Raw genomic sequence first — 21,658 nt, forward strand, 5'->3', positions numbered from 1 at the left:
ATTAGCATAAGGCCTGCCCTGCCGGCGGGGCCGCGCATCCGCCCCCGGTGGGCCGCTGCCCAGGATGAAATGGCCCGTGGCCGGGCGCCTTATGTCGATTTCGGCCCCGCCCGTTCGTCGTCAGCAGGCGGAATTCCCCGCTGCCTGTCCCAGGAGCCCCAAGCCATGGCCTTGCAACTGTATTTCCACCCTTTTTCGTCGTACTGCCAGAAGGCCCTGATCGCCTTCTATGAAAACGGCATTGCCTTCGAACCGCAGATGCTGGAAGGCCCCGACAGCCCCGCCATGCGGCAGCTGGCGCGGCTGTGGCCCATGAAGCGCTTTCCAGTCCTGGTCGACGGCGACCAGACCATCATGGAATCCAGCTGCATCATCGAATACCTGGGCCTGCACTATCCCGGGCCGGTGCGGCTCATTCCCGAAGACCCCCGCGCCGCGCTGGAAGTGCGCATGCTGGACCGGTTTTTCGACAACTACGTCTCCACGCCCCAGCAAAAGGTGGTGTTCGACGCCCTGCGTGCGGCCGACGAGCGCGATCCGTACGGCGTGCAGCAAGCGCGCCAGATGCTGGAGACCGCATACGCGTGGCTGGAACAGCGGCTGCAGGGTCGCCAGTGGGCCGCGGGCGCGGAGTTCACCCTGGCCGATTGCGCCGCCGCGCCCTTCCTGTTCTACGCCGACTGGACCCACCCCATCGGCCCGGCCCATACCAACGTCATCGCCTATCGCCGCCGCCTGCTGCGGCGCCCGTCGTTCGCGCGGGCGGTGGACGAGGCCCGGCCGTACCGCCCGTTCTTCCCGCTGGGCGCGCCCGACCGCGACTGAAGCGCCTGCCGCTAAAATGGCGCGCTATGGCAGACAGGATGCGACTCGATAAATGGCTGTGGGCGGCGCGCTTCTACAAGACCCGCAGCCTGGCCGCGCAAGAAATCGGCAAAGGACGGGTGATGGTCAATGACCAGCCCGCCAAGCCGGCGCGCGATATCGCGGTAGGCGACCGCATCACGGTGCGCAAGGAAGATCCCGCCATGCAGGTCAACGTGCAGGCCCTCAGCGCGGTGCGCGGCCCGGCGCCGGTGGCGCGCCAGCTCTACGAAGAAACCCCGGAAAGCCTGGCCGCGCGCGAACGCGCCGCGGAAATGCGCCGCCTCGCGCCCGAACCGGCCCAGTCCATTACCGCCGGCCGGCCCACCAAGCGCGATCGCCGGCTGATCGGGCAGATACGCGGCAAATAGCGGCGTAGCGTCCCGCACGCCCTTGGCGGCGGCAGGTTCGCGCGTCAATCGGCAGACTTGCCGTCGATGCGCTTTTCCACCCGCCGCAACACGGCCAGCACGAACAGGGCGATCAAGGTGCTGACCACGGCCGTGGCCTCGCGGCCCATGCCCGCCGCCACACCGATGGCGGCGGTCATCCAGATGCTGGCCGAAGTGGTCAGGCCGCGAATCACGCCTTCGCCGCTGAGCTTGATGATGGCGCCCGCGCCCAGGAAACCGATGCCGGCGATCACTCCCTGCAGCACGCGGCTCAGGTCGCCGACCTGCATGCCGCCCTGCAGCGGCACCAGCACGAACAGCGCCGCGCCCAAGGCCACCAGGATATGGGTGCGCAAGCCCGCGGCCTTGCCGCTGCGTTCGCGCTCGTAGCCCAGCAAGCCGCCCAGCACGAAGGCCATGCCCAGCCGCAGCACGATGCGGGTTGCTTCGCCTGCATCCGGGATATCGCTGAATTCGCTATAGATGGTGGCCCAGATTTCTTGCCAGATCGTCATGGCGACATCTCCTGGTAGGCGGAACAAGCGTTCCCCTGGCGCCAGCCGGCACAGGGGCGCGCACGTCCATCATATCGGCTTGATGCAACATGCGCTTGCATGCCCTGGCCGGGGTCCGCCAGGGCCGGCCGCCGCTAAGGTACAATGCCTCCCCGCTGCTAGTCATAGCAGCACGTCGGGGCGTAGCGCAGCCTGGTAGCGCATCTGCTTTGGGAGCAGAGGGTCGCGAGTTCGAATCCCGCCGCCCCGACCAAGAAAATCAATAGTTTTCGCGATAGCAGCCACTAACAATAAATGCCCGAACCTCTTCAGGGGTAAACAAAGGGGTAAACGGATCGTGACCCGCCCCCCCCAGGGGTAACTAATCTGCAATGACGTTACCAGCGAAGTTGGAGCAACAACGCGCGGCCGTCGTTGTATAGTTTATGAAGTACCCGTACGAACGGGCGGAGATTCACATGGCTCAAATGAAAGTGTCTCAAGGTGGGAAGCTGTACGGCTACAAACTGACTGAGCGCGCAAAGATCCAGCCGGTACCTGCGACGACAACTAAGCAGCGTGTGGTTACCGATGCCAAGGCGGTGATTAAGGCTCACCGTGATGTACTTGTAGCTCTTAGGGATCGCTAATTGCTTGACCCCCAATTCGTCATCGCTGTACATGACGAAATCATCGCCGAGCTAGGCGGCTTGCCCGGTCTGGCTGGCGGTGGTGCCGGCGCGGTAGAGGCTGCGTTATTTCGCGTCGAGATGCACGCGCGATACGCTGAGTTAAATGACGTGTTTGGAATTGCCGGCCTATATGCCGAGGCAATAGCCCGAGGGCACGTCTTTAATGATGCGAACAAGAGAACCGCGCTCACCTATCTGTATGGGCAGGGCATTGAGGTACCGCGATTGCCAGAATTGGAAGAAGTCATGGTGCATCTTGCCGCAGGCAACCTGTCAGGCGAAGATGTAGCAGATTTTCTGTGCGCAGTGTGGATCGACCACGGAAAACCAATCGTGGGTAATGCCGTCAACTAAATAAACTGGCTGATTCAGTGCATTTGAGGCAGTAGGTTACTTCAATGTCGGAGAGGTGCTCGTGGGGTCGGCGTTGGATGCCGCGAGCAAGACGAAAGATAAGCTCGCTAGGCGCCGAGTAGCGCCGAATGCTGACCTAGCTCATACGCTATGCGGCTTAGCCATTCATCTCTTTTGACAGGGTGGGTGGCTAGGTTGGACACTATTCGTCAGCTAGGTGGGACGCGCCCTGAGCTAGAACCCCAGCCCCACCGCGATTCCTCCCGCCGCCAGCCCTGCGACGATCACCGCCAGCACCAGCACCGCCAGTTCCCGTGCCCGGAACGACTTGGCCACCATCGCCAGCGAAGGCAGGCTGACCGGCGGCAGCGTCATGAGCAATGCGGCCGCCGGGCCCGCGGCCATGCCCAGCGCCAGCATGGCCTGCACGATCGGCACTTCGCCCGCCGTCGGAATGACGAACAGCATGCCGGCAACGGCCAGCCCCAATATCCACAAGACATGGTTGTCCACGCCCGGCCCGATCTGGGGAAACAGCCAGGCACGGGCGGCGCCCAGCAGCAGCACCAGCACGATGTACTCGGGCACCAGCCGCAGTGTCATGCGCGCGAACAGGGTAGCCCAGCGCTTGAACGGATTCGGCTCGTCGGCGGCATCGCCCTGCCCTTGCAGCGCGGCCAGCGGGCCGGCGTCGAGCGCGCGCTCGTGGCCATGGCTCATGCGGTTCAGCAGCCAGCCCACGCCGAACACCAGCACAATGCCCAGCGCCAGGCGCAGGCCCACCCAGTTCCAGCCCAACACAAAGCCCATGAAAACCAGCGTGGCGGGGTTGAGCATGGTGTTGCCCAGCCAGAAGGCCACGGCGCTGCCGGGCGCCGCCTGGCATTTGCGCAACCCGGCGACCACCGGCGCGGCGCAGCAGGTGCACATCATGCCGGGTACCGACAGCAGGCCGCCCGCCACCACGCTGCCCAGGCCCGTGCCGCCCAGCGCACGAATAATCCAGCGGCGCGGCAGCAGCGCCTGCACGGCCGAACCCAGCAGCAGGCCAAGCACCATGGCCTGCCAGATCGCCTTGCCGTAGGCCAGGGCATAACCCAGCGCGGCGTCCAGGGTGGCGGCAGGCGGCTGGGCCTCGGCCCCCATCAGGATGGATGAACCAATAGAGTGCGTATCGGCCGCCGTGAAGGCGCGATGATAATAAGGCGACCATTTCACGTAGTACAGACCGATAGCAGCCACCGCCACGAACACGGCGATGGCCAGCGCCGGCGAGGCGCGATGACGCGACTTGAAGCTGCTGGTCATGGCCTAGAACGCCGCCTGGTAAATCGCCAGGGCGTCGGCCTCGGCGAGCGGGCGCGGGTTGTTCACCAGCAACCGCTGTTGCAGCATGGCGTCGGCCGCCAGCATGGGCAGATCGCGCTCGGCCACGCCGACTTCGCGCAGCGTGCGCGGGATGCCGGTTTCGCGCACCAGGGTCTCCATGCGTTCGATGAAATAATCCGCCGCCTCGGCCGGCTCGGCGGGACAGCCTTCACCCGGCAGCACGGCGGCCAGTTCGGCATACAGCGGCAGAGCCGCTTGCCGGTTAAAGCGCAACACGTGTACCAGCACCAGCGCATTGGATAGTCCGTGCGGCACATGGAAATGGCCGCCCAACGGATAAGCCAGTGCATGTACGGCCGCCACCGGCGCGTTGGAAAACGCCTGCCCGGCCAGCGTGGCGCCCAGCAGCATTGCTTCGCGGGCCGCGCGGTCGCCGCCGTCGCGGCAGGCGCGCAACTGGTTGGCCGACAATAGCGCCAGGGCCTGCCGAGCCAGCATGTCGGAAATTGGGTTCTTCAGGCGCGCCGATGTATAGGCCTCGATGGCGTGCACCATGGCATCAATGCCGGTGGCGGCGGTGGCCGCGGGCGGCAGGCCCAGGGTCAGCTCGGCATCCAGGATGGCCAGGTCGGCCATCAGGAACGGGGACACGACCCCGCTCTTGGTGGTTTCACCCGTGGTCACAATGGAGATGGCCGTGACCTCGGAGCCAGTGCCCGCCGTGGTAGGCATCAACACCAGCGGCAGCCGGGGGCCCTGGACCTTGCCGATGCCATACATGTCGGCCAGCGGCTGGCCCGACCCGCACAGCACGGCCAGCAGCTTGGCCACGTCCATTGACGACCCGCCGCCCAGGCCCAGCACTACCTCGGCACGGCAATCGCGCGCGCGTTGCGCGGCTTTGAGCACGACGTGGTCGGGCGGGTCGGCCACGACGTCGTCGATAACCGTGACCTGCCATCCGTGCGCCTGCAGGTCGGCCAGCGCCGGAGCCAGCAACCCGCTGGCGTGCAGAAACGCATCGGTCACCAGACAGAGCCGGGTGGCGGCATAGCGCTCGCGCAGCAGACCGCCCAACCGGCGGGCTGCGCCGAATTCCACGGTAAGGGTCGGGACGGTCGTGAACTGGAAGTTCGTCATGTTTGTCTCCTTGGGCTGCGGCTCGCTGCCGCGCAGGCGGTTTCCGGGGTGAAGCGTACACCAATGGCGCCACGATTCGCGCCATGGAAGGAACAATCCGTTCCACGGCGAACGGCTCGTTTTGGGTATTCGCGGCGCAATGCCGCAGTTAGAATTCCCCCGTCCCCTCTATCTACTGGTTGGAAGATCACACATGAACAACGCTTTCCTCGATGCGCTGAAGCAGCGCCGCACGCAATATTCGCTGGGCCGCAACGTCTCGGCCTCCAAAGAAGAACTGCTGTCCCTGATCCAGGAAGCGATCAAGCACAGCCCCTCCTCGTTCAACTCGCAAAGCTCGCGCGCGCTGGTGCTGTTCGGCGCCGAAAGCGAAAAGCTCTGGCGCATCGCCGTGGACGAAGTGCGCAAGGTCGCGCCGCCCGAGAACTTCGCGCAGACCGAAGCCAAGCTGAACAGCTTCGCCGCCGGCGTGGGCACCGTGCTGTTCTTCGAAGACCAGGACGTGGTGCGCAGCCTGCAGGAAAAATTCGCCCTGTACGCTGACAACTTCCCGGTCTGGTCGGAACAGGCCGGCGGGATGGCGCAATTGTCGGTATGGGCCACCCTGGCCAACGCCGGCGTGGGCGCCAGCCTGCAGCATTACAACCCGCTGATCGACGCCGCCGTGGCGAGCGAGTGGCATATTCCCGCGTCGTGGAAACTGCGCGCGCAGATGCCGTTCGGCTCCAACGAAGCCGGCTTTGGCGACAAGCCGTTCATGGACGACGCCGAACGCTTCCGCGTGGCGGGCTGAGGCCCTGGGGCCGCCCCCCGCGGCGGCCAGAACCGGCCTCGGCATTCCCGACGCCGGAAACCCGCCTCCCGCCACCCTATTCCCGACGGCCTACCTGCCCCGGCGACATGCCGTATTGCTGGCGAAACGCCGTGGCAAAGTTGGCCGGACTGGAATAGCCGGCGATCCAGGCCGCCTGCGCCACGCTGACCGCATCGCGTTCCAGCGCCAGCCGGGCCCGCGCCAGGCGCGCGTCGCGCAAATAGGCGAATACCGTCTTGCCCCACGCGGCCCGGAAATGCCGCTGCAACGTATTGACGCTGACGCAGGCATGCCGCGCGATCTGCTCCAGGGTCATCGCGTCGGCCTGCCCGCTGTCGAGCAGGTCGCGCACCTGCTCCATGCGGACGCGCTCGCGCCGGCGCAGAGCTGCCGCGGGCCGGACAGGCGCCTGGCCGTGCAGGCAGGCAAAGGCTTCGACGGCCAGGTCCAACGAGCGTGATTCCTGATACATGCGCCACAGCGCGCTGTCCAGCTCCGGCGGCGCCAGCATCTGCTCGACCAGCGTCACGGCCTGGGCCGAAGCGTTCCATTCGCAGATTGCCAGGTGCTGGCGCGAGAAGGCCAGGCAAGACTGCAACTCATCGCCGAAGCGGCGCTCCAGCCATTGCTCGCCGAACGTCAGGCTGACCGAGCGCTCCAGGTCGCCCCGCCGCGACTGGCGCACGAAATCAGCGGGCCGGACCACCGCCACCAGCACGCCACATGCCCCGCCGTCCGGGCGCGGGCCCAGCAGCACCCGCCGCCCGCCGAAGCTGACGTCCGCCTTGCCGCCTACTGTCAGCGCGATGCGCAGGCCCGGGCGCAGCGTGGCGCGCACCGCCACGCCCTGCAGGTCGCGCGCATCGACGCGATGCAGGATCAGGCCATCGGCCAGCGCCACGGTATCGACCAGGCCCTCGAACATGGGCTGGCTCACCCCCGGCGCCACCACCGCGTATTGCGCCGTGCCGTGGCGCGCCTGGCGGCGCAGCGCCGGCTCGTCCACCAGCGCGGGGGCGCGGCGAAACGGCGCGCCGGTGTTGCGTGCTGCGGAGCTCATGCGGGAATGAGGATCAGGCAAAGCTTTCTGGTGGGGGGGCAAAGCCCGGGCAGGAATACGGCTGACATAATGTTGAACGAGAAATGATAGTAGAAATCATTCTTAATTAAATCATAACAGGCACGCTGCCAGACACCCGGGCGCGCCGCTTGTTGCGCACCAGGAGCACTTCGGCAATGCAAATGCCCCCTTCCCCGCGCCCGTACGCCGGCGCAGTCGTCAGTCTGCTACTTTCGGGCACGGCCCTGGCCCAGAATGCCGCCATGCCGCATGATGCGGATGTGGTGCAGGAAATGGCCAGCGTGCAGGTGCTGGGCACGGCCGAAGAGGAAATCAAGGAATCACTGGGCGTTTCGGTGATCACGGCCGAAGAAATCCAGCGCCGCCCCCCCACCAACGATTTGTCGGACATCATCCGCCGCGAACCGGGCGTGAATCTGACGGGCAACAGCGCCAGCGGCGCGCGCGGCAACAGCCGCCAGATCGACATCCGCGGCATGGGCCCGGAAAACACGCTGATCCTGATCGACGGAAAACCGGTCGATTCGCGCAACGCCGTGCGCTACGGCTGGAACGGCGACCGTGACACGCGCGGCGACAGCAACTGGGTGCCGGCCGAGGAGGTCGAGCGCATCGAAGTGATTCGCGGCCCCGCCGCGGCCCGTTACGGCTCGGGCGCCATGGGCGGGGTGGTGAACATCATTACCAAGCAGCCCGCCGACAAGACCAGCGCTTCAGCCACGTATTACCTGAGCCAGCCGGAAGACAGCAAGGAAGGCAACACCAACCGAGTCAACATGCGTTTGTCCACGCCCATTACCGACACCCTGGGCATGCGCATCTACGCCAATTACAACAAGACCAATCCCGATGCGCGCGACATCAACGCCGGCCACGCCGAGGCATCGGCCAACGGCAACCCGGACACCGCGGGCCGCGAGGGGGTGATCAACCAGGACGTGAACGCGCTGTTCGCATGGCGTCCCGACACGCGCAACACCGTTGAACTCGAAATGGGTTTCAGCCGCCAGGGCAACCTGTTCGCCGGCGACACCATGAACAACAACAACAACGACTTCACGGACAGCCTGTACGGCAAGGAAACCAACGCGATGTACCGGCAGAACGTCGGCCTGACGCATCGCGGCAGCTATGGCTGGGGCACGTCGCGCGCCACGCTTTCGTACGATTACACGCGCAATTCACGCCAGCAGGAAGGCCTGGCGGGCGGCCCCGAAGGCGCGCCGCAGGACCTTGGCCGCGACACGGCGCGGCTGCGCGGCCTGCGCGCGGCCGGCGAGATCAACGTGCCGTTCAAGCTGGGCTGGCAGCAGGTGGCCACCGCCGGCGTGGAGTACCTGCACGAGTCGCTGGACGACCCCTCGGCCATGCGCCAGGAATATTCGGGCACCGGCGGCACCATCGGCGGCACCGCGGGCAGCGAGCGCCCTACCCGTACCAGCCAGGACAGCTATGCGCTGTTCATCGAAGACAATATCGAGGCCGGCCTGCGCACCACGCTGACGCCGGGGTTGCGGTTCGACCACAACAGCGAGTTCGGCAACAACTGGAGCCCAAGCCTGAACGCCTCGTACGCGGCCACCGATTCCTTGCGCCTGAAAGGCGGCATCGCGCGGGCCTACAAGGCCCCCAACCTGTACCAGTCCAACCCCAACTACCTGCTGTACAGCCGCGGCAACGGCTGCCTGCAATCGCAGACCAACTCGGGCGGCTGCTACCTGGTGGGCAACGAAGACCTGTCGCCTGAAACCAGCGTGAACAAGGAAATCGGCTTCGAGTACGACCCCGGCACCTGGCGCGCCAGCGCGGCCTACTTCCGCAACGACTACAAGAACAAGATCGTCGCCAGCACCGATTACGCCTATCGCCTGCCCAACGGCGCGCGCGTACTGCAATGGACCAACAGCGGCAAGGCGGTGGTGGAAGGCCTGGAAGGCAATCTGTTCATTCCGCTGACCCCGGCGCTGGACTGGAACACCAACTTTACCTACATGATCCAGTCCAAGGACAAGAGCACCGGCGAACCGCTGAGCGTGATTCCCGAATACACCATCAACAGCACGCTGGACTGGTTCTACACGCCGCAGTGGTCGTTCCAGGCCAACCTCACCTACTACGGCAAGCAGAAAGGCCCGTCGACCAACCCGCGCACCGGCGAAGACCTGCAGGGCGAAGGGCTGCAGACGATCAGCCCCTACGCGCTAGTGGGCCTGAGCGTGGGCTACGAGCCCAACAAGAACCTGCGCTTCCGTGTGGGCGTGAGCAACCTGTTCGACAAGAAGCTGTACCGCGAGGGCAATTCCAGCGACGCCGGCGCGGCGACCTACAACGAGCCGGGCCGCGCGTACTACGCCACCATGACGGTAGCGTACTGATGCGACGCGCCAACCTTCCGGCCGCGGCGGCGCTATGCGGCGCCCTGCTGGCGGCCGCGCCGAACGCGGGCGGACAGCCGGTGCTGGACGACGGCATGACGCCGGCCCAGGCGCGCGCCCGGCTGGGCCTGCTGGGCCTGGCCCGGCAGATCGTGCTGCCGCGCGAAAAAGACCTGCGCGACGTGCGCGTGGACATCATCGTGCCGACGGGGCCCGCGCCCGCTGGCGGGTGGCCGGTGCTGTATCTGCTGGACGGCAACGCCACCCTGCAGGCGCTGGCCGAGGCCGGCACTCGCCAGCCGGCGGTGCTGGTGGGCATTGGTTATGACATCGATGCCCGCCTGGATGTAGAGGCTCGCGCCTGGGATTACACACCGCGCCCGCCGCACGGCAGCCCCGCAGGCGGCCGCGACCCGCGCCAGGCCAGCCGCCGCAACGGCGGCGCCGATGCCTGGCTGGACCTCATCGAGCAGCGCGTCAAGCCGCTGGCGCGCGCGGCGGCGCCTATCGATACCGGCCGCCAGACGCTGTACGGGCATTCGTATGGCGGCCTGTTCGTGCTGCATGCGCTGCGCACCCGACCCCAGGCGTTCCAGCGCTACGTAGCGGCCAGTCCGTCGCTATGGTGGCATGCGCCCTACATGGCCGAACGCCTGCGAGACCTGGACGCGGCCGGCTGCTGCGCGGCCACGCCGCGGCAACTGTACTTATGGGTGGGCGACGCGGAACGCCCGCGCCGCGAACATGCCGGGGCGCGCCCCCAGGTTTCCAGCGCAGACGCCAATGCGCGGGCGTTGGCGGCGGAACTGGCCGGCAAGGCAGGACTGGAAGTGCATTACCGCAGCTTTCCCGGCCTGGGTCACGGCGCCATGCTGCCGGTGTCGGCGCGCGAAGCGGCGCGTATTGCCGCGCAGCGTTGATGTGGAGTGGATGGTGCAGAGGTGTTTGGCGCCCGCAGCGTCAGGCTTTTGCGGGAGGGCCTGGGACTTCCGGTGTCTGACACCCTGCGGGAGTCAGACACCTGGCTGCGTTCCTGGTCAGACACCTTGCCGGAATCTGGGCGGCGGCGGGATCAGCCGAAGCGGCCGGTGATGTAGTCTTCGGTTTCTTTGCGGCTGGGCTTGACGAAGATCTGGTCGGTTTCGCCGAACTCCATCAGCTCGCCCAGGTACATGTAGGCGGTGTAGTCCGAGCAGCGCGCCGCCTGCTGCATGTTGTGCGTGACGATGACGACGGTGTAGTCGTGCTTCAGTTCGGCGATGAGCTCTTCGATCTTGGCAGTGGAAATCGGGTCGAGCGCCGAGCACGGCTCGTCCAGCAGCAGCACTTCGGGTTTGATGGCCACGCCGCGCGCGATGCACAGGCGCTGCTGCTGGCCGCCCGACAGGCTGTTGCCGCTCTGGTGCAGCTTGTCTTTCACTTCGTTCCACAGCGCGGCCTTGGACAGCGCCCATTCCACGCGTTCGTCCATCTCGCCCTTGGACAGGCGCTCGAACAGGCGCACGCCGAACGCGATGTTGTCGTAGATGCTCATGGGAAACGGCGTGGGCTTCTGGAACACCATGCCGATCTTGGCGCGAATGAGTGAGATGTCGGTCTTCGAGGTCAGCAGGTTTTCGCCGTCGAGCATGATTTCGCCCTCGGCGCGCTGACCCGGGTACAGTTCGAACATGCGGTTGAAGGTGCGCAACAGCGTGGATTTCCCGCAGCCCGACGGGCCAATGAAAGCCGTGACCTTGTGCTCGCGGATCGACATGTTCACGTCGCGAATGGCGTGGAACTTGCCGTAGTAGAAATTCAGGCCCTTGACTTCGATCTTGGCCTTGGCGGGGACGGCTGCGGTGGCGGTGTTTTCCATTTGTCTTCCCGGGGCCGGCGCGCGCCGGCCCGCAATCACGATTTGCGGAACAGGTTGCGGGCCATGATGTTGATGCCCAGCACCAACAGGGTGATCAAGGCGGCGCCGGCCCAGGCCAGGTTGTTCCAGTCCTGGAACGGGCTGGCCGCGTATTGGTAGATGACCACTGGCAGGTTGGCCATGGGCTGGTTCATGTTCAACGACATGAACTGGTTCGACAGCGCCGTGAACAGCAGCGGCGCGGTTTCGCCCGAGATGCGGGCAATGGCCAGCAGGATGCCGGTGATAATGCCCGACCTGGCCGCGCGATAGCACACCATGGTGATCATGCGCCACTTGGGGCAGCCCAGGGCGGCCGTGGCTTCGCGCAGGCTGTTCGGCACCAGCAGCAGCATGTTGTCGGTGGTGCGCACCACGACCGGAATCACCAGGATGGCCAGCGCCAGCGAGCCGGCCCAGCCCGAGTAATGGCCCACCTGCGCCACGTACACGGCGTAGATGAACAGGCCAATGATGATCGACGGCGCCGACAGCAGCACGTCGTTCAGGAAGCGCGTGGCGGGCGCCAGCCAGCCGCGCTGGCCGTACTCGGCCAGATACGTGCCTGCAAGGATGCCCACCGGCGTGCCCACCAGCGTGCCCACGCCGGCCATCAGCAAGCTGCCGATAATGGCGTTGATCAGGCCTCCCTGTTGGCCGGGCGGCGGGGTGATTTCGGTGAACAGGGTCAGCGACAGCGCCGGGGCGCCCTTGACCAGCAGCGTCAGAATGATCCAGAACAGCCAGAACAGCCCGAACGCCAGCGCCGCCAGCGATATCGTCAACATGACCTTGTTGACCAGGTGGCGTCGGCGATAGATGCCGTTCTTCATGTTGAGTGCGGATTCAGCCATGTATTTTCCCCGGTGCTTGCTCAGGTCTTCTTGCCTTCGGCAGCGGACAGGCGCAGCAGCAGCACCTTCGAGCATGCCAGCACGACCGTGGTGATCAGGAACAGGATCAGGCCGAGTTCCAGCAACGCGGACTTCTGGATGCCGCCTGCTTCGTTGAATTCATTGGCCAGCGCGGAGGCAATGGAGTTGCCCGGCGAAAACAGCGAATCGGGCCAGCGGAAGGCGTTGCCGATAACGAACGTGACCGCCATGGTTTCGCCCAGGGCACGGCCCAGCCCCAGCATGATGCCGCCTATCACGCCTGACTTGGTGAAGGGCAGCACCACGCGCCACATGACTTCCCAGGTGGTGCTGCCGAGCCCGTACGCCGATTCTTTCAGCATGGGCGGCACCAGCTCGAAGACGTCGCGCATCACGGCGGCGATGAACGGGATGATCATGATGGACAGGATCAGGCCAGCCGTGAAGATGCCGATGCCAAAGGGCGGGCCGGCGAAAATGCCGCCGATCAGGGGCAGCGTTCCCAACGTGGCGATGAGCCCGGGCTGCACGTATTGCTGGAAAATCGGCACGAAGACGAACAGGCCCCACATGCCGTAGATGATGGACGGAATGGCGGCCAGCATCTCGACGGCGGTGCCCAGCGGGCGGCGCAGCCACGCGGGCGACAGTTCGGTCAGGAAAATGGCGATGCCGAACGACACAGGCACCGCGATGATCAGTGCAATAGCCGAGGTGAGCAGCGTGCCCACGATGGGCACCACGGCGCCGAAGCGCTGCTGGACCGGGTCCCAGTCGTTGGTCCAGAGGAACGACAGGCCATATGCGCTCAGGGTTTCGCGGCTACCGTAGATGAGCGACACCATGATGGCCGCCAGCAGGATGAACACCAGGAAGGCGAACAGCCGGGTCAAGTTCTTGAACAGCGCATCCATTAGCGCGTTTCTGCTTTGCTTCATAGGCGAGGGCGTGCCGGTGGTGACGGAATCCGTCTCGCGGGACGGTAGCAACACCGTATTATCCATTACCGCGCTCATGGATGGGCTTTCCTTGGAAGACGCTTCGAGGGGGCCGCGCCCGGGCGGCGCGGCCTGGCGCGCAAGGCCTGCCGGCCCCGCGCCCAGTTGACCGCAGGCTCTCGTTTACTTCCAGACCGGCTTGCCGTCGGCGCTCTTGATTTCGCCCCAGGCTGCGCGAATTTCGGCCGTGACCGAGTCGGGCAGCGGCACGTAGTCCAGCGCGGCGGCCGACTCGTTGCCGTTCTTGAAGGCCCAGTCGAAGAACTCCAGGACGGCGCGGCCTTGCTCGGGCTTGTCCTGCACCTTGTGCACCAGGATGAAGGTGGCGGCGGTGACGGGCCACGATTCGGCGCCCGGCTCGTTGGTCAGCACCACGCCCATGCCGGGCGCGCTCTTCCAGTCGGCGTTGGCGGCCGCCGCTGCAAAGGCCGACTGCTCGGGCTGAACGAACTTGCCGTCTTTGTTCTGCAATTGGGCCCAGGCCAGCTTGTTCTGCTTGGCGTAGGCGTATTCGACGTAGCCGATTGAGTTCTTCAGCTGGCCGACGTAGGCGGCCACGCCTTCGTTACCCTTGCCGCCCTGCCCGGTGGGCCACTTCACGGCCTTGCCCTCGCCGACCTTTTCCTTCCATTCGGGCGAGACTTTCGACAGGTAGTTGGTCCAGCCGAAGGTCGTGCCCGAGCCGTCGGAACGGTGCACCACGATGATGTCCGCCGAAGGCAGCTTGGCCTCGGGGTTCAGCGCCTTAATGGCGGCATCGTCCCACTTCTTGACCTTGCCCAGGAAAATGTCGGCCAACAAGGGGCCCGACAGCTTCAGCTGGCCCGGCTCGATGCCTTCGATGTTGACCACCGGCACGGTGCCGCCAATGACGGCCGGGAACTGCAGCAGGCCGTTCTTTTCCAGGTCGTCGGCCTTGAGGGGGTCGTCCGAGGCGCCGAAGTCGACCGTCTTGGCCTTGATTTGCTGCTGGCCGCCGCCCGAGCCGATCGACTGGTAGTTCACGGCGTTGTCGGTGGCAGCCTTGTAGTCGGACGCCCACTTGGCGTAGACCGGGTACGGGAACGAAGCGCCGGCGCCAGTAATGTTGGCGGCCTGGACGGCGAAAACGGCGCCGGCCAATGCGGCGCCGATGGTAATTTGCTTGAAGACACGGTTGAACATTCAGGTTCCTTCTGTGCTCGTTGAGGAAGTCGTGGCGGGCTGACTACGCCCGTCTGATCGCCGACGCAACGAATCTTAGAAGCGCAACATGACAAGACCGTGACAGTCACATACTCGACATACCTGCGCGACATACCTGTGCAACACCCATTTGCCGCACGCGCGGCGAGCCCGCCCGGGTCCCTACCCCAGGCGCTCCATCAGGAAATCGTGCAGGTTGAAGGGCGCGCGGCGGCTGCGCACCCGGGTGTAGGTGCCGTCGGGCTGCTGCTGCCAGGCCAGCTGGTTGTCGCGCAAGGCATAGGTGAACGCTTCGTCGACGACCCGTTTCTTGAGCGCCTTGTCGGTCACCGGGAACGCCACTTCGACCCGGCGGAAGAAATTGCGGTCCATCCAGTCGGCCGACGACAGGTAGACGGTTTCCTGGCCATCGGCGTAGAAATAGAACACGCGCGAATGCTCGAGGAAGCGCCCCACGATGGAGCGCACCCGGATATTGTCGGACAACCCTGGCACGCCGGCCCGCAGCGCGCACACCCCGCGCACCACGAGGTCGATTTTCACGCCCGCCTGGCTGGCCTTGTACAGCTCGGCGATGATCTGCTCTTCGAGCAGCGAGTTCATCTTGGCCATGATGCGGGCCTTGCGCCCGGCCTTGGCGGCGCGCGTTTCGGCCCGGATGAGGGCCATCATGGAGTCATGCAGGGTGAACGGCGACTGCAACAGCGACTTCAGACCGCGCCGCGCGCCCAGGCCGGTAAGCTGGGTGAAGACCTTGTCCATGTCTTCGCACAGGCGCGGATCGGCCGTGAGCAGTCCGAAATCGGTATACAGCCGGGCGGTGCGCGGGTGGTAGTTGCCGGTGCCCAGGTGGGCGTAGCGGCGCAGGCGACCCCTCTCGCGGCGCAGCACCAGGGCCATCTTGGCATGTGTTTTGTGGGCCACCACGCCGTACACCACATGGGCGCCCACCTCTTCGAGCCGGGCCGCCCAGTTGATGTTGGTCTGCTCGTCGAAGCGGGCCATCAGTTCCACCACCACCGTCACTTCTTTACCGGCGCGCGCGGCCGCCAGCAGGATCTGCATCAGCTCGGAATCTTCGCCGGTGCGGTAGATGGTCTGCTTGATGGCCATGACGTCCGGGTCGAGCGCGGCCGCCGTCAGGAAGTCGATGACGGGCTGGAACGACTGGTACGGATGGTGCAGCAGCCGGTCGGCCTCGGCCACGGCCGCGAATAGCTCGGCCGGCTTGTCGGCCACGCGGTCGAACGGCGGCGGCACCGAGCCGTGGTGCGGCGGAAAGACCAGGTCGGGGCGCGTGCCGGCGTTGCACAGCTGCATCAGGCGCGACAGGTTCACCGGGCCATTGACGCGGTAGGTGTCTTTGGCGGTAAGCGAGAACTCGCGCTGCAGGTAGGCTTCGAGGTCGGGCGGGGTCAGGCGGTCGATTTCCAGCCGCACCGCCGCGCCGAAGTTGCGCTGCGACAGCTCGCCCTGCAGGGCGTGGCGCAGGTTGGTGACTTCTTCTTCGTCGACGAACAGGTCGCTGTTGCGGGTAACCCGCCATTGATAGCAGCCCAGCATTTCCAGCCCGGAGAACAGCTCGCCCACGAACGCGCGCAGCAGCGAGGTCAGCAGCACATAGCCGTCGGGCTTGCCCGAGATCTCGGGCGGCATTTTGATCAGCCGCGGCAGGGCCCGCGGAGCCTGCACCACGGCGATGGAGGCCTGGCGGCCGAAGGCATCGGCGCCCGACAGCGCCACGATGAAGTTCAGGCTTTTGTTGTAGACGCGCGGGAACGGGTGGGCCGGGTCGAGGCCGATGGGAGTCAGCAGCGGCATGACGTCGCGGTTGAACACGTTGCGCGCCCACTGCTGCTGCTCGGCGTTCCATTCCGAGGCGTGGTGCAACGCGATGCCTTCGGCGTCCAGGCGCGGCAGGATGTCGTCGTTCAGCAGGGCGTACTGGCGGTCGACCAGGGCATGCACTTTTTCCTGCACGCGCTCGAAGGCTTCGGCCGGCGTACGGCCGTCGGGCCCCACCAGCGCGGGGTTCTGCCGTTGCTGCTCTTTGAGGCTGGAAATGCGGATTTCGAAGAATTCGTCCAGGTTGGAACTGACGATGCACACGTAGCGCAGGCGTTCCAGCAGCGGCACCTTGGGATTTTCCGCCATCGCCAGGACCCGTTCGTTGAATTTCAGCAGCGACAGCTCGCGATTCAGGAACGGAGGCTCAGCGGACGGACGAGTCGACATACTGGATCCCATGGAGAAGGGCAAAGCCCTGGTTTTACTGCAGTTGAATGACGATTCCATGACATTGCAGCGCAACCTGCTAGAGTACGCCAAATCCGGCTCGCGCGGAGGGACGGAACAGGCTGTCATATCGGTTATCTATAATCGGCCCACTCACAGCCTTACCGACATGCCGCATGGACCATCTTCTGGCCGCCGTAGACCTCGGCTCCAACAGCTTTCGCCTCTCGATCGGGCGGGTCGTCCAGCGGGAAGACGGCGCGCGGTCCATCTACCAGATCGACCGCCTGAAAGAAACCGTGCGGCTGGCGGCCGGGCTGGACCACGAAAAGCGGCTGGACGAGCCGGCGGTCGAGCGCGCCGTGGCGGTGCTGGAACGTTTCGGCGAACGGCTGCGCAGTTTTCACCCCAGCCGGGTGCGGGCGGTGGCCACCAACACCTTCCGGGTGGCCCGCAACACGCCCGAGTTCCTGCCCCGCGCCCAGGCCGCGCTGGGCTTTCCCATTGAAGTCATTGCCGGGCGCGAAGAGGCCCGGCTTATTTTTTCGGGGGTAGTGCATACGCTGCCGTGCTCGCCCAACCGGCGCCTGGTGATCGACATTGGCGGCGGCTCTACCGAAGTCATTATCGGCAAGGGTTTCGAACCGGGGTTGATGTCGTCGCTGTACATGGGATGCGTCAGCTACAGCCGGCAGTTCTTCCCCGACGGCTCGGTCGACGCCCACCAGATGAAGCAGGCCGAGCTGACGGCGCGGCGCGAGATCGAAGTCATTGCCAAGCAGTACCGCAAAACCGGCTGGAAAGAAGTCTATGGCTCGTCGGGCACCGCCAAGGCCCTGTATGCCATCCTGACGGAGTGCGGCTTTTCCGATCGAGGCATCACGCGGGCTGGTCTGAACCGGCTGAAAGACCGCATCATCCGCTCGGGCCGGGTCATTCCGGCGGAACTGCCCGGCATCAAGCTCGAGCGCGCCGACGTGCTGCCCGGCGGGCTGGCTATCATGAGCGCCCTGTTCGACGAGCTGGGCATCGAAGTCATGCACACCGGCGACGGCGCCCTGCGGCTGGGGGTGCTGTACGACCTGCTGGGCCGCGATGCGGCGCACGACAAGCGCGACGAGTCGGTGCGGCAATTCATGAAGCGCTATCACATCGACGCCAACCAGGCCCAGCGGGTACGCCAGGCGGCGCTGGCGCTGTTCGATTCGATCTACCCGCCCGACGATGGCCGCACCGAGCTGCGCAACGCGCTGGGCTGGGCCGCCGACCTGCACGAAGTGGGCCTGTCGATCGCCCACAACGCCTATCACAAGCATACGGCCTACGTGCTGGGCAACGCCGACATGCCGGGTTTCTCGCGCGCCGACCAGCAATTGCTGGCCTTGCTGGCGCTGGGCCACCAGGGCAAACTGGGCAAGCTGGAGTCGCTGGTGCGCGAACGTAGCCAATGGGTGGCCATCTTGTGCCTGCGGCTGGCGGTGCTGTTGCTGCGCCGCCGCGCCGATATCGCGCAAATGCCGCTGACGGTGTCGGTGCGCGGCGATTCGATCGTGGTGCGAATCAACCGGGCCTGGCTGACCAAGCACCCGCTCAGCGACTTCACCCTGCGCGCCGAAGAATCAGAATGGCGAAAAGTCGGTTTCTCGTTCGAGCTGCTTGAGTTCTAGCCGCAGCGGGCGGGTGGCCCGGCGAATCAGCCGGATGCGCCACCGTCGCAGCAGCCGGCGCATGTTCAGACCGTCTCGGCAGCCGTGGCGTCCAGACCGAAGTGACGCCGATAGCGGCCATCCATGTGCACCATGTCCAGCAGCACGGGGAAGTCGGCCGCATTGAAGTCCGGGTCCCAGGCGGGTTCGCCGCAGATGCGCGCGCCCAGCTTCAGGTAGCCCTTGATCAGCGGCGGCACGCGCGCCGGCAGCACGCTGTCGAGCCGTTCGACCGGATAGCGGTGCAGCGGCTTGATGCGCGGCAGGTCGGGATCTTGCAAGTGGCTGGCAACGTTGCGCCAGACCTCGGCCGCGGTCACGCCGTCGTCGCGCAGGCTGACGCTGGCGCAGCCGAGCATATAGCGGTAGCCGCCGCGGCGCATGAACTCGGCCAGGCCCGACCACAACAGCATGATGACCGCGCCGCCACGGTGATCGGCATGCGTGCACGAACGGCCCACCTCGACCAGCTGGGTGCGCAGCGCCCCCAGGCCGGACAGGTCGAACTCGGACTCGGAATAATAGCCGCCGGCTTCGCGCGCCTTTTCGGGGGTCAGGATGCGATACGTGCCGACCACGCGGCCGGTATCCAGTTCGCGCACCATCAGGTGCTCGCACCAGGGATCGTAGCGGTCTTGTTCGATGCCGTCGTGCGCATCGGGGAACACCGCCCCCATGTCTTCGGTGAAAACATGGTAGCGCAGCCGCTGGATCTGCTCGACTTCGTCGGGCGTGCGCGCCAGCCCCACCACCAGTATCCGCCCCGCGGAGCCAGTCCAGGGCTCGGCGGCGTTGCGCCGAGAATCGATGCGTGCTAACTCAAGCATTACGCGGGGCTCCTAGAATATGGCGACAGTGTGGAGACCGGATGTGTCAGAGCTTTGACGGAAATGTGACATGACCATGAAGTTTACGCCCAACCCGAACGCTTCAATTTACTTCCAATAAAGGCGGAATGAATCACCCTGCCCGGTTTGCCCAATAAAAAGGGCCGGGTCCTTGGCAGGCCCCAGCCCCTTTGCGCGGCATGTGGGCTCAGGCCAGGCTGGCAGCCAGCTTCTCGGCGCACGATGCGGCCAGGGCCGGCTCTTCGGCCTCGACCATCAGGCGCAGCTTGGGCTCGGTGCCCGAGGCGCGGATCAGCACCCGCCCCCGCCCTGCCAGCTCGGCCTCGACGGCCCGCGTGGCGGCGGCCAGGCCCGCGTGGGATTTCCAGTCGGTGCCCGGCGCGAGCGGCACATTGATCATTTTCTGGGGGTACATGCGCAGGTCGCCCAGCCAATCGGCCAGCGGCACGTTGCCGCGCCGCAGCGCGGTCAGCACCTGCAAGGCGGCGATGATGCCGTCACCGGTGGTGTGGCAATCGAGGCAGATCAGGTGCCCGGAGCTTTCACCACCGTACAGCCAGCCGCGGGCCTGCATTTGTTCCATGACATAGCGGTCGCCCACCTTGGCGCGCTCGAAGCCCACGCCCAGGCGCTGCATTTCGAGCTCGAACCCGTAGTTGGTCATCAGGGTGCCGACCACGCCGGCCACCGTGCCGCGGCTCATGCGTTCGCGCACGATGGCATACAGCAGTTCGTCGCCGTTGTAGATGCGGCCGTCGCCATCCACCATTTGCAGGCGGTCGGCGTCGCCATCCAGGGCAATGCCCAAATGAGCGCCGCGCTCGCGCACCGCCCGCGCCAGCGATTCGGGGTGCAGCGCGCCCACGCCCTCGTTGATGTTGAAGCCGTCGGGCGACACGCCGATGGCATGGACATCGGCGCCGAGCTCGCGGAACACGTGGGGCGCCACGTTGTAGGCCGCGCCATGGGCGGCGTCGACCACGATCTTGACACCGTTCAGGTCGAGGTCGTTGGGAAAGGTGCTTTTGCAGAACTCGATGTAGCGGCCCTGGGAGTCTTGCATGCGGCGCGCGCGCCCCAGCGCTTCGGAGCCCACGCAGCCCAGGGGCTCGTGCAGGGCGGCCTCGATTTCGGCCTCGACCTCGTCGGGCAGTTTCATGCCCTGGGCCGAGAAGAATTTGATGCCATTGTCCTGGTAAGGGTTGTGCGAAGCGCTGATGACAATGCCCGCCACCAGCCGCAGCGCGCGCGTCAGGTAGGCGACCGCCGGGGTGGGCACCGGCCCGGCCAGCAGCACGTCGATGCCCGCGGCCGACAAGCCGGCTTCCAGCGCGGATTCGAGCATATAGCCCGAAATGCGGGTGTCTTTGCCAATGACGACCTGCGGGCGGCTGCCGCCCCGCCCGCCATGCTGGCGGGCCAGTACGCGGCCGGCGGCGTAACCCAGGCGCAATGCGAAAGCGGCGTTGATGACCTCGCCGCCGACTTCGCCTCGGACTCCGTCGGTTCCGAAATACTTGCGTTGCGTCATGCTCGAATGGCTCCTTGTTCGGCTGCCTGCCAGACTTTCAAGGCGTCGATCGTGGCGGCCACGTCGTGCACGCGCACGATGGAAGCGCCACGCGCCACGCAAGCCAGCGCGCCAGCAATACTGCCGGCCAGGCGCTCGGTCACCGGCTTGCCGGTGGCGTCGCCGATCATGGTCTTGCGGGAAAGCCCGGTCAGCAAGGGATAGCTGGATACGCGCAAGCTGGACAGCCTGCGCAGCAGTTGGTAATTGTGGTCGGCCGTCTTGCCGAACCCGAAACCCGGGTCCAGCACGATGCGGCGCGGATCGACCCAGGCGGCGCGCAGGCGCTGCGCGCGCGCCCCCAGGAACACGCCGATCTCGCCCAGCAGGTCGGCGTACTCGGGGGCCTGCTGCATGGTGCCCGGCTCGCCTTTCATGTGCATGATGCACAGCCCGCAGCGCGACGACGCCACGGCCTCGATGGCGCCCGGCTGGCGAAACCCGTAGATGTCGTTGATCATGTCGGCGCCGGCGTCGAGCACGGCCTTCATGACGTCGGGCTTGAAGGTGTCGATGGACAGCGGCACGCCGCAATCGCGCAGTGCCTCGATGACGGGCAGCAGGCGCGCCAGCTCTTCGCCCGCAGGCACCGGCTGGGCGCCCGGCCGGGTAGATTCGGCGCCCAGGTCGAGAATATGCGCGCCTTCGTCGATGAGCTGCCGCGCATGGCGCACAGCCGAATCGGTATCGGCGTGCTGCCCGCCATCGGAAAACGAATCGGGCGTGATGTTGACGATACCCATCACGAGCGGGCGCTCAAGGTCGAACTCGAAGCGCCCGCACAGGAAGGTGTTGGCCATGAAGCAGGT

20 protein-coding genes and 1 tRNA gene are annotated in these 21,658 nt (G+C 65.9%); 9 read left to right on the forward strand and 12 right to left on the reverse strand.

What is annotated here, in order from left to right; genetic code table 11:
• Window positions 1-165 precede the first annotated feature (165 nt).
• Together BPET_RS17830 and BPET_RS17835 are read left to right on the forward strand one after the other, a co-directional pair.
• Window positions 166-825, forward strand: coding sequence for a glutathione S-transferase family protein (locus BPET_RS17830; RefSeq protein WP_041863058.1), 660 nt, complete (start codon window positions 166-168; stop codon window positions 823-825).
• 26 nt (window positions 826-851) lie between these two features.
• Window positions 852-1,235 carry an RNA-binding S4 domain-containing protein gene (locus BPET_RS17835; protein WP_012250412.1) on the forward strand — a complete coding sequence of 128 codons (384 nt, stop codon included), beginning with the start codon at window positions 852-854 and terminating at the stop codon, window positions 1,233-1,235.
• A gap of 44 nt (window positions 1,236-1,279) precedes the next feature.
• Here the strand turns inward: BPET_RS17835 and BPET_RS17840 are convergent, their stop codons facing one another.
• On the reverse strand, window positions 1,280-1,771 hold the full coding sequence (locus tag BPET_RS17840) for an MgtC/SapB family protein (RefSeq protein WP_012250413.1): 492 nt from the start codon (window positions 1,769-1,771) through the stop codon (window positions 1,280-1,282).
• Window positions 1,772-1,947: 176 nt separating this feature from the next.
• On the opposite strand from BPET_RS17840, the gene BPET_RS17845 reads away from it, so the two are divergent.
• The 3 genes from BPET_RS17845 (at window position 1,948) to BPET_RS17855 (ending at window position 2,796) form a co-directional block, all read left to right on the forward strand.
• A tRNA-Pro gene (locus tag BPET_RS17845) sits at window positions 1,948-2,024 on the forward strand.
• Window positions 2,025-2,229: 205 nt separating this feature from the next.
• Entirely contained in the window at window positions 2,230-2,400 is a 171-nt protein-coding gene (locus BPET_RS26940; protein ID WP_158310087.1) for a hypothetical protein, read from the forward strand.
• Window positions 2,401-2,796 carry a type II toxin-antitoxin system death-on-curing family toxin gene (locus BPET_RS17855; protein WP_050978257.1) on the forward strand — a complete coding sequence of 132 codons (396 nt, stop codon included), beginning with the start codon at window positions 2,401-2,403 and terminating at the stop codon, window positions 2,794-2,796.
• Between the two features lie 234 nt (window positions 2,797-3,030).
• Here BPET_RS17855 and BPET_RS17860 read toward each other — a convergent pair whose 3' ends face one another.
• A complete protein-coding gene (locus tag BPET_RS17860) occupies window positions 3,031-4,104 on the reverse strand; it encodes a permease (protein WP_012250415.1) in 1,074 nt (357 codons plus the stop codon).
• Between the two features lie 3 nt (window positions 4,105-4,107).
• Window positions 4,108-5,265 (reverse strand): iron-containing alcohol dehydrogenase, encoded by a 1,158-nt coding sequence (locus BPET_RS17865; RefSeq protein WP_012250416.1) that lies wholly within the window; start codon window positions 5,263-5,265, stop codon window positions 4,108-4,110.
• 193 nt (window positions 5,266-5,458) lie between these two features.
• Here BPET_RS17865 and BPET_RS17870 point away from each other — a divergent pair, with 193 nt between their 5' ends.
• Window positions 5,459-6,058 carry a nitroreductase family protein gene (locus BPET_RS17870; protein WP_041863061.1) on the forward strand — a complete coding sequence of 200 codons (600 nt, stop codon included), beginning with the start codon at window positions 5,459-5,461 and terminating at the stop codon, window positions 6,056-6,058.
• 76 nt (window positions 6,059-6,134) lie between these two features.
• Here the strand turns inward: BPET_RS17870 and BPET_RS17875 are convergent, their stop codons facing one another.
• Window positions 6,135-7,139 (reverse strand): helix-turn-helix transcriptional regulator, encoded by a 1,005-nt coding sequence (locus BPET_RS17875; RefSeq protein ID WP_012250418.1) that lies wholly within the window; start codon window positions 7,137-7,139, stop codon window positions 6,135-6,137.
• Window positions 7,140-7,315: 176 nt separating this feature from the next.
• Between BPET_RS17875 and BPET_RS17880 the strand changes: the two genes are divergently transcribed.
• Together BPET_RS17880 and BPET_RS17885 are read left to right on the forward strand one after the other, a co-directional pair.
• Entirely contained in the window at window positions 7,316-9,535 is a 2,220-nt protein-coding gene (locus BPET_RS17880) for a TonB-dependent siderophore receptor (RefSeq protein WP_012250419.1), read from the forward strand.
• Window positions 9,535-10,455, forward strand: coding sequence for an alpha/beta hydrolase (locus tag BPET_RS17885; RefSeq protein ID WP_012250420.1), 921 nt, complete (start codon window positions 9,535-9,537; stop codon window positions 10,453-10,455). The genes BPET_RS17880 and BPET_RS17885 overlap by 1 nt, the downstream gene beginning before the upstream one ends.
• 152 nt (window positions 10,456-10,607) lie before the next feature.
• Here BPET_RS17885 and pstB read toward each other — a convergent pair whose 3' ends face one another.
• From pstB to ppk1, 5 genes are all read right to left on the reverse strand, one after another.
• Window positions 10,608-11,393, reverse strand: coding sequence for a phosphate ABC transporter ATP-binding protein PstB (gene pstB / locus BPET_RS17890; protein ID WP_012250421.1), 786 nt, complete (start codon window positions 11,391-11,393; stop codon window positions 10,608-10,610).
• A 35-nt stretch (window positions 11,394-11,428) separates the two neighbouring features.
• Window positions 11,429-12,286: a phosphate ABC transporter permease PstA gene (pstA, locus tag BPET_RS17895; protein ID WP_081483017.1), complete on the reverse strand. Its 858-nt coding sequence runs from the start codon at window positions 12,284-12,286 to the stop codon at window positions 11,429-11,431.
• Window positions 12,287-12,306: 20 nt separating this feature from the next.
• Window positions 12,307-13,323, reverse strand: a complete 1,017-nt coding sequence (pstC, locus tag BPET_RS17900; protein WP_012250423.1) for a phosphate ABC transporter permease subunit PstC — start codon at window positions 13,321-13,323, stop codon at window positions 12,307-12,309.
• A 105-nt stretch (window positions 13,324-13,428) separates the two neighbouring features.
• Window positions 13,429-14,469 (reverse strand): phosphate ABC transporter substrate-binding protein PstS, encoded by a 1,041-nt coding sequence (gene pstS / locus BPET_RS17905; protein ID WP_012250424.1) that lies wholly within the window; start codon window positions 14,467-14,469, stop codon window positions 13,429-13,431.
• A gap of 183 nt (window positions 14,470-14,652) precedes the next feature.
• Window positions 14,653-16,725, reverse strand: coding sequence for a polyphosphate kinase 1 (ppk1, locus tag BPET_RS17910; RefSeq protein WP_012250425.1), 2,073 nt, complete (start codon window positions 16,723-16,725; stop codon window positions 14,653-14,655).
• Window positions 16,726-16,901: 176 nt separating this feature from the next.
• Here ppk1 and ppx point away from each other — a divergent pair, with 176 nt between their 5' ends.
• On the forward strand, window positions 16,902-18,392 hold the full coding sequence (gene ppx, locus BPET_RS17915) for an exopolyphosphatase (protein WP_012250426.1): 1,491 nt from the start codon (window positions 16,902-16,904) through the stop codon (window positions 18,390-18,392).
• 65 nt (window positions 18,393-18,457) lie between these two features.
• Here ppx and BPET_RS17920 read toward each other — a convergent pair whose 3' ends face one another.
• From BPET_RS17920 to folP, 3 genes are all read right to left on the reverse strand, one after another.
• Window positions 18,458-19,258 carry a GNAT family N-acetyltransferase gene (locus BPET_RS17920; protein ID WP_012250427.1) on the reverse strand — a complete coding sequence of 267 codons (801 nt, stop codon included), beginning with the start codon at window positions 19,256-19,258 and terminating at the stop codon, window positions 18,458-18,460.
• A gap of 208 nt (window positions 19,259-19,466) precedes the next feature.
• The gene (glmM, locus tag BPET_RS17925; protein WP_012250428.1) at window positions 19,467-20,810 is read right to left on the reverse strand and encodes a phosphoglucosamine mutase; all 1,344 of its coding nucleotides are present in this window, start codon (window positions 20,808-20,810) and stop codon (window positions 19,467-19,469) included.
• Window positions 20,807-21,649, reverse strand: coding sequence for a dihydropteroate synthase (folP, locus tag BPET_RS17930; protein ID WP_012250429.1), 843 nt, complete (start codon window positions 21,647-21,649; stop codon window positions 20,807-20,809). The genes glmM and folP overlap by 4 nt, the downstream gene beginning before the upstream one ends.
• Window positions 21,650-21,658: the final 9 nt, after the last annotated feature.

Origin of the sequence: Bordetella petrii (assembly GCF_000067205.1) — a bacterium.
GTDB classification, from domain to species: Bacteria; Pseudomonadota; Gammaproteobacteria; order Burkholderiales; family Burkholderiaceae_B; genus Bordetella_A; species Bordetella_A petrii.

Bases quoted from the DNA above. Each gene is read 5' to 3' on its own strand.
- BPET_RS17860 (WP_012250415.1), bottom strand. From the start codon at position 4,104: ATGACCAGCAGCTTCAAGTCGCGTCATCGCGCCTCGCCGGCGCTGGCC.
- folP (WP_012250429.1), bottom strand. From the start codon at position 21,649: ATGGCCAACACCTTCCTGTGCGGGCGCTTCGAGTTCGACCTTGAGCGC.
- glmM (WP_012250428.1), bottom strand. From the start codon at position 20,810: ATGACGCAACGCAAGTATTTCGGAACCGACGGAGTCCGAGGCGAAGTC.
- BPET_RS17840 (WP_012250413.1), bottom strand. From the start codon at position 1,771: ATGACGATCTGGCAAGAAATCTGGGCCACCATCTATAGCGAATTCAGC.
- pstB (WP_012250421.1), bottom strand. From the start codon at position 11,393: ATGGAAAACACCGCCACCGCAGCCGTCCCCGCCAAGGCCAAGATCGAA.
- ppk1 (WP_012250425.1), bottom strand. From the start codon at position 16,725: ATGTCGACTCGTCCGTCCGCTGAGCCTCCGTTCCTGAATCGCGAGCTG.
- BPET_RS17865 (WP_012250416.1), bottom strand. From the start codon at position 5,265: ATGACGAACTTCCAGTTCACGACCGTCCCGACCCTTACCGTGGAATTC.
- BPET_RS17830 (WP_041863058.1), top strand. From the start codon at position 166: ATGGCCTTGCAACTGTATTTCCACCCTTTTTCGTCGTACTGCCAGAAG.
- pstC (WP_012250423.1), bottom strand. From the start codon at position 13,323: ATGAGCGCGGTAATGGATAATACGGTGTTGCTACCGTCCCGCGAGACG.
- BPET_RS17880 (WP_012250419.1), top strand. From the start codon at position 7,316: ATGCAAATGCCCCCTTCCCCGCGCCCGTACGCCGGCGCAGTCGTCAGT.
- ppx (WP_012250426.1), top strand. From the start codon at position 16,902: ATGGACCATCTTCTGGCCGCCGTAGACCTCGGCTCCAACAGCTTTCGC.
- BPET_RS17835 (WP_012250412.1), top strand. From the start codon at position 852: ATGGCAGACAGGATGCGACTCGATAAATGGCTGTGGGCGGCGCGCTTC.
- BPET_RS17870 (WP_041863061.1), top strand. From the start codon at position 5,459: ATGAACAACGCTTTCCTCGATGCGCTGAAGCAGCGCCGCACGCAATAT.
- BPET_RS17875 (WP_012250418.1), bottom strand. From the start codon at position 7,139: ATGAGCTCCGCAGCACGCAACACCGGCGCGCCGTTTCGCCGCGCCCCC.
- BPET_RS17920 (WP_012250427.1), bottom strand. From the start codon at position 19,258: ATGCTTGAGTTAGCACGCATCGATTCTCGGCGCAACGCCGCCGAGCCC.
- pstS (WP_012250424.1), bottom strand. From the start codon at position 14,469: ATGTTCAACCGTGTCTTCAAGCAAATTACCATCGGCGCCGCATTGGCC.
- BPET_RS17885 (WP_012250420.1), top strand. From the start codon at position 9,535: ATGCGACGCGCCAACCTTCCGGCCGCGGCGGCGCTATGCGGCGCCCTG.
- pstA (WP_081483017.1), bottom strand. From the start codon at position 12,286: ATGGCTGAATCCGCACTCAACATGAAGAACGGCATCTATCGCCGACGC.
- BPET_RS26940 (WP_158310087.1), top strand. From the start codon at position 2,230: ATGGCTCAAATGAAAGTGTCTCAAGGTGGGAAGCTGTACGGCTACAAA.